The organism is Methanocalculus sp., assembly GCF_029762515.1.
In the GTDB taxonomy this organism is placed as follows: Archaea; Halobacteriota; Methanomicrobia; order Methanomicrobiales; family Methanocorpusculaceae; genus Methanocalculus.
The window spans coordinates 1-5,791 of sequence record NZ_JARVGN010000109.1; the positions used below are offsets into that span (position 1 = coordinate 1).

Here is a 5,791-nt window from a genome sequence, read left to right on the forward strand (position 1 = left end):
GGTGCAGACCACATCGCGCTCCTCTCCACAGAGATTGATCCCGCTTGCAACGGTGATGGATGCGCCCATGCAGATGGTGGTATCGACTGCACCGAGCTGGAGGCCGAGCGTATAGCACCCGATATCGCTTGGAAAGATCCCGTCTTTGAAGACCTTCTTCATTGAATAGAAGGTGGATCGGTGCATACAGCCTGCACAGAGGATCGGGGGCCTTACCGGGAGGTTCTCTGCCGGGGTGACAGCAGGATAGAGTTCGCCGCTGATAAATCCGGCCTTCTTCAGCGCACCTGCGATGACTGCCGGGGAGAATTCGCCCTCATAGGGGAGATAGCCGTTCTTCTTGCCATAGATCGCCTGGCCGCAGGCAACTTCGAGGACAGCTCCTTCAATAACAGGCATCATCTCCTCGATCACCAGGATCTCGGTATGAGCGGAGACGAATGCCTTCAGCCACTCCTCATCAATCGGATATGCCCCGATTGTGGCGATTGAGACATCATCCGGGACGACTTCACGGGCATAGGCGGCACTGATCCCGCCGGCGATCACTGCTTTTTTGCCCCGGATAATCTGTGTATTGAAGCCCTCTTCGATGAGCCGCTTCTTTATGCCGGGCTGTTTCTCATTCAAAAGCCTGTGCAGGATCCGGGTATGTGCGGGGATAACGACATACTGCCTTGGATTTTTGGTGAATGTTCCGACACGGTGTTCGGTTGCCAGCTCACCGAGTGCGATATCGCCCTTGCTGTGGCAGATCCGGGTGGTGGGGCGGACCATCACGGGAAGGCCGAACTCTTCGGAGAGGCCAAATGCCCGCTTCATCCCGTCATGCGCCTCCTGTATCCCCGAGGGGTCGATACAGGGAATCTTTGCAAATCCTGCATAGATCCGCGAATCCTGTTCGTTCTGTGAGCTGTGGGCAAAGGGATCGTCTGCTGCCAGCAGCACAAAGCCGCCGGTGACGCCTGTGTAGCTGCTCGTCATCAGGGGATCAGCTGCAACATTGACGCCGACATGCTTCATCGTGACAAGGGCGCGGCACCCGCACCAGGCAGCTCCAAGGGCATTCTCGAATGCGACCTTCTCATTTACCGACCATTCCAGGTGGGGGATCTCATCTGCTACCGTTCTCAGGCTTTCAATGACTTCAGATGATGGTGTTCCCGGATAACCGCTGACAAAATCAACGCCCGCTTCCCTGCATGCGTGTGCGATTGCAAGGTTTCCGAGGAGATATTTTCGTTCCATGTCTTCCTCCGGCTCGCTTAATGGTACATGTGTCGTCCTCTCACCATAAATAACAAAACGTTCGGAAATGTACCGGAACCTCAATCCCGGGGGGTGTGATCTTCCGAAGCCCGGCAGAAGGAAATTGACAATCTATAAATGCAGTAACTGAGAATGTATTAAGGTAACATCTGGGCCCGTAGCATAGCCCGGTGGTGCGCTCGGCTGATAACCGAGAGGTCATGCGTTCGAATCGCATCGGGCCCACTTTTCTTTTTCTTGTTCGATCGAATTGCTATTGCTTATATTCTCTGAGCATAGAATGTCTCTATGGATTCGCGGCAATCTCTACTCATCATCATCGGTGCGATCGCCTGTATTGCGTCTGCATTCATTGATATCTTCCTCGCTCTTGGTGTTGCAGTTGTTGTTGGCGTCGTGTATATGATGCTCTGGATCATGCAGGATGCGGCATACCTGCCTCATGTTGTCTGCTCGCTGTCTGAAGATGCAAAGTCAATAATCGTTCGAAATATCGGGACCGCACCCGCCAGAAAGATCCATGTCGCACTTGTTCCGCTTGATATCGAATTTGATTTCAAAGAGATCCAGCCTGATGAAGAGGAGATCTTCACGCTCGAAAAGATGATTCAGCAGGCGAAGGTGGTTGTCAGGTATTCACCTGTGGAGAGCGACTCGGTTATTGAGAACTCATATCCGATCTCAAGTGTTGACGGAGCAGCATATGATCCCCTCAAACCGATGTTCCCGATCTTTGGATGGAAAAAATAAGGGAAATTATTCTTCTTTTTGCTGGATGAAGGCGAGTGTTGTGTCAAGTGCCACAACCAGCTCTTCCTGCAGGTTTCCATAGTCGTGGAGTGCCCGGTAGAGCATGAAGAGCAGCTCAGGCCCATAGAGATCGATTGCTTCTCCGGGTGTAAGCAGGTTTAGGTAGCTGTCGATGATGAACCCGTCATCAGAATACATGAGTTCTGCAAGGACCCCATCCTCGGTGAGGAGGCAGAACTGTTTCTGCACCGACTTCTTCGGATCATCGGGCCGGTAGTGTACCGGCTCTTCTGCACGGCCGATGACGATCATCTTCTTCTCATAATGGACGGTGTCATAGAGCTCACCCTTGCTGTCCTGCTTGCTCCTCTCAAGGAACTGGTTTCCAAGCGTTCCGACAAGCGGGGTTGCGAGGGTTGCCATCTTCTCAAGAAGTCCTGAGAGATCTGAGAGTATCTCTGTTTCCAGTGCCCCTCTTCTCTCTCCAAGCTCCGCTATCGTCTCGGTGAGACGGGTAAAGCCTTCCTCGATTATGGTATCCATGGTTTATGCCTCCTGTAACTTTCGTGTACTATTGATAGACTCCGTCTGATATGGTTCTTCTGATTCCCGGATCAACTGAAGCTTCTAAACGTCCTTTGCTCCCGTGTGAGCGTGTTTGTGCTCATAATTTTGCCCAGACAGCCTTTTAGCTACAAGAGTACTGGCTTTTTCCCAGATGTCGAGCCTGAGAAGGAGGAAGATCGCTATGATGCCGAGAATGGCAACTCCGAATATTCCCGTTCCAAACGAGTTTATCATATCTGACGGATACGAGAGATACAGCCATGCAAGTGGCTCCATGGTATCCGTGATCAGGTGCAGTATGACTGCAATCCAGACACTCCCTGTTTTCAGGACTGCAATGGAATAGAAAACTCCCATCACGATTGCGAAGAGAATCATTATACTATTACCGAGTATTGGCTGGCCAGGATAGTTCATCCCCATCAGGATCAGGCCGCTGTGCCATAGGCCCCAGATTATCCCGATCACTATCACTCCCTTCAATCCTCCGAGGATAGTAAATAGTCGATCCTGCAAGTAGATTCTCCATCCATACTCTTCACCGAAGTAGAACTGCCATCCTACCAGAAAACCGATGAATAAATTAATACAAAGGGCTGTGGTAAACGCCTCGAGGCTGAATTCCAAAATGGGATCCCCGGAATTGGAGATATGATTCAGGAAATAGACTGCAAAAAAGAGCATCCCGAAGAGGACGGGAATGATGCCGTACCATTTCGGACCGTGTCCGAAGGATAGTCCGGCGGGGTAGAGCTCTTCCCGACTCTTTTGTACGAGGTTCATTGCAATCAGAATCAGGACGCTGATGGATGAAACAATAATGGAGAGGGTGGGCATGAACCGGTAGATCGGCAGTTCAAAGAGTGTAACCGCTAAGATCGGTGATATGCCCATCTCCCAGAGAAATACTGCGGCATTGATAAAGACGAGTGCAAAAAACAGCTTTACAGATGGCGAAAGGGTTTGATCCCGGAAGATACAGATACAGAATATTGCCACCAATGCAGGTATCATCATCTGGACGAGGGTGCTGTAGGGTGGAACATTATTGATTGTCCCAAATGCAAGGATAAGCCAGAGATTGTAGGCATATGTGAGAAAAAAAGTGATGCCTATGAATGTGATAAGTTCTTTATGGATTCTCCTTATCCTTCCCTGTTCAGAAAGTGGTGAATTCATAGTTATACTCCTATGAGATCGTATTCTCTGGTATGAGTTTACCTTTATAAAAGTTCTGATCCCCTCATTGTCATACACCTTTACCTGAAGGTTCGGATGGGTAGTTCTCTCTCAAAAAAACTCTCTGGTTGATTATTTTCTGTTTTTGTTTGAAATTGGATGAGAAAAAAAGTGAGTATTGTGGCTCAGAGGATCTCAACGAGGGTGATGGTAAACGTCAGTTCCTCTCCTACAAGGCGGTGGTTCTGATCGATCATAACGACCTCATCGTCAACATGGATGATTGTTCCCCTTGGCTGATAGAGGGATGTACCGACAACTGCGATCTCGTCGGGCACCATCTCCCTTGGAACAACCAGGATCAGATCCTCGTCATAATACCCATATGCCTCTTCGACCGGGATTGTCACGGTCTTCTCTTCACCAACAGCCATTCCCAAAACAGCATTATTAAAGCCGGTTATGACCTGCCCGGTTCCAAGAGTAAACTCAAAAGGCTCTCCTCCGGCAGAGCTGTCGAAGGTGGTTCCGTTGGAGAGGGTGCCTGTATAGTGAACCTTTACGGTATCGCCGTCACCTGCTGTTGGTGCCGCTCCCGTGCAGCCTGCGATGAGCAGGAATGCTGCCAGCAGACCAAGCAGGCATATGAAAAATCTGGTCTTTCCGTTCATCAGAAAGATCGTTGGCGCCCCGTCCATAAAAGGGTGAATGGTACAATGCCTTTCCATCCACCTATCCGGTAGTTGTTCCGAACAATCAGAGTCTCCGGTTTACCTCGTCCCAGTTCACGATATTCCAGAAGGCACCGATGAATGCCCCGCGATCATTTTTGTAATCGATATAGTAGGCATGCTCAAAGAGATCAAGCACCATCAGCACCTTGCATGCCGGGAAGACATTGGTGTTGTGCTTCTCAACCTGCATGATCTGGAGCGTTTTTGTGAGCGGGCATTCGATGAGGGCTGCCCATCCTGATCCTTCGACACTGGCTGCTGCCTGGGTGAATTCTGCCTTGAACCGTGCAAAGCTGCCAAAGCCGGTTTTGATCTTTTCAGCTGCCGCCCCTGTCGGCTCCCCTCCGCCGCCTTTTCCGGCGGGAGCCAGGTTTGCCCAGAAGAGCGAGTGGAGATAGTGGCCCCCGAAGTTCCATGAGAGATCTTTTAGGACCGGTTTCATGTTGGGGTCTGTTCCCTTCTTCCTCCCTTCATCCAGTGCGGCAAGGTTGGCATTGGCGCCGTTTACATATGCCATGTGGTGCTTGTCATGGTGTATGGTGAGCTGTTCCTTTGAGATATACGGCTCAAGTGCATCTGCTGCATAGGGCAGGTCCGGTAACGAGTACTTTGCTTCTCCTTCCATTCTGTTCTTCCTCCTGTATTTCTCCTGGTATGGAGATGCACCTTCTGGGTGCAGATATCCGGAGTGGGCAATTCTGTCTCTCCCTCTCCGTTATCCTCTCTTCCCTCTTTCATGCACTTGAAGGTAACGGATGAGAAGGCATCCCCAATCTCTGTCTGCGCAACATTCGCATAATTGAGGGCAAGCTTAAGGGCAGGCCTCCCCCATCGGAATATTCTGTCCGGGGTATGCTATCACGCTCGAAAGCGGAAATGTGATACGTCTGTACGGTGTATATAAAAGCCACAACTGTTGCCGGTGCGCCCCGGACAGGAATCAGGCTGGATGGCGCAACCGGACTGTCAGGAGAACTCCGGTATGAGTCTGTTACGGTACGCACACACAATCTACAAGTATAATGATTTTGTCGATCTCTTCTTCGGTGCCTGCCGGTATGTCTCCGCAAACGGCCTCTCTGAAAAGGGGATAGCCGACGCCCATCACCGGCTCACGCGGACCGGTGACCGGGTCGTTATCATTGGTGGAGGAGACGGTGTAACAGCGGTCACTGCGGCAAAGAAGGTGGGGAGATCCGGCTCAGTGCAGGTCTACGAAGGGGGAGACCGGGCCGCCGGCAGGCTCAACGCTCTCTGTTCGCGGGAAGGCATCAGCGGGATCTGCACCATCC

At 51.1% G+C, this 5,791-nt stretch carries 7 protein-coding genes and 1 tRNA gene; 3 read left to right on the plus strand and 5 right to left on the minus strand.

The features are described from left to right. Positions 1 to 1,248 (minus strand): indolepyruvate ferredoxin oxidoreductase subunit alpha (locus tag QCH34_RS05260; protein WP_300331235.1); only part of this gene is annotated, 1,248 nt, incomplete at its 3' end. A gap of 172 nt (positions 1,249 to 1,420) precedes the next feature. Between QCH34_RS05260 and QCH34_RS05265 the strand changes: the two genes are divergently transcribed. Both QCH34_RS05265 and QCH34_RS05270 read left to right on the plus strand, forming a co-directional pair. Beyond that, positions 1,421 to 1,494, plus strand: a tRNA-Ile gene (locus QCH34_RS05265). Between the two features lie 63 nt (positions 1,495 to 1,557). Next, entirely contained in the window at positions 1,558 to 2,019 is a 462-nt protein-coding gene (locus QCH34_RS05270) for a hypothetical protein (RefSeq protein ID WP_300331238.1), read from the plus strand. Between the two features lie 6 nt (positions 2,020 to 2,025). Here QCH34_RS05270 and QCH34_RS05275 read toward each other — a convergent pair whose 3' ends face one another. The 4 genes from QCH34_RS05275 to QCH34_RS05290 all read right to left on the minus strand — a co-directional run bounded on the left by QCH34_RS05275 (position 2,026) and on the right by QCH34_RS05290 (position 5,124). Continuing rightward, positions 2,026 to 2,562, minus strand: a complete 537-nt coding sequence (locus QCH34_RS05275) for a hypothetical protein (protein WP_300331241.1) — start codon at positions 2,560 to 2,562, stop codon at positions 2,026 to 2,028. An 84-nt stretch (positions 2,563 to 2,646) separates the two neighbouring features. Continuing rightward, positions 2,647 to 3,765, minus strand: coding sequence for a type II CAAX endopeptidase family protein (locus QCH34_RS05280; RefSeq protein WP_300331244.1), 1,119 nt, complete (start codon positions 3,763 to 3,765; stop codon positions 2,647 to 2,649). Between the two features lie 185 nt (positions 3,766 to 3,950). Next, positions 3,951 to 4,463, minus strand: coding sequence for an FKBP-type peptidyl-prolyl cis-trans isomerase (locus QCH34_RS05285; protein WP_300331247.1), 513 nt, complete (start codon positions 4,461 to 4,463; stop codon positions 3,951 to 3,953). Positions 4,464 to 4,521: 58 nt separating this feature from the next. Continuing rightward, complete coding sequence (locus QCH34_RS05290; RefSeq protein WP_300331250.1) at positions 4,522 to 5,124, minus strand: superoxide dismutase; 603 nt, start codon at positions 5,122 to 5,124, stop codon at positions 4,522 to 4,524. Between the two features lie 357 nt (positions 5,125 to 5,481). Here QCH34_RS05290 and QCH34_RS05295 point away from each other — a divergent pair. Then, positions 5,482 to 5,791, plus strand: a 310-nt coding sequence (locus QCH34_RS05295; protein WP_300331253.1) for a hypothetical protein, incomplete at its 3' end; no start/stop codon positions are given.

What these genes read in the sequence shown, in the direction of transcription:
- QCH34_RS05270 (WP_300331238.1), top strand. Translation starts at nt 1,558, where the DNA reads ATGGATTCGCGGCAATCTCTACTCATCATCATCGGTGCGATCGCCTGT.
- QCH34_RS05290 (WP_300331250.1), bottom strand. Translation starts at nt 5,124, where the DNA reads ATGGAAGGAGAAGCAAAGTACTCGTTACCGGACCTGCCCTATGCAGCA.
- QCH34_RS05280 (WP_300331244.1), bottom strand. Translation starts at nt 3,765, where the DNA reads ATGAATTCACCACTTTCTGAACAGGGAAGGATAAGGAGAATCCATAAA.
- QCH34_RS05275 (WP_300331241.1), bottom strand. Translation starts at nt 2,562, where the DNA reads ATGGATACCATAATCGAGGAAGGCTTTACCCGTCTCACCGAGACGATA.
- QCH34_RS05285 (WP_300331247.1), bottom strand. Translation starts at nt 4,463, where the DNA reads ATGGACGGGGCGCCAACGATCTTTCTGATGAACGGAAAGACCAGATTT.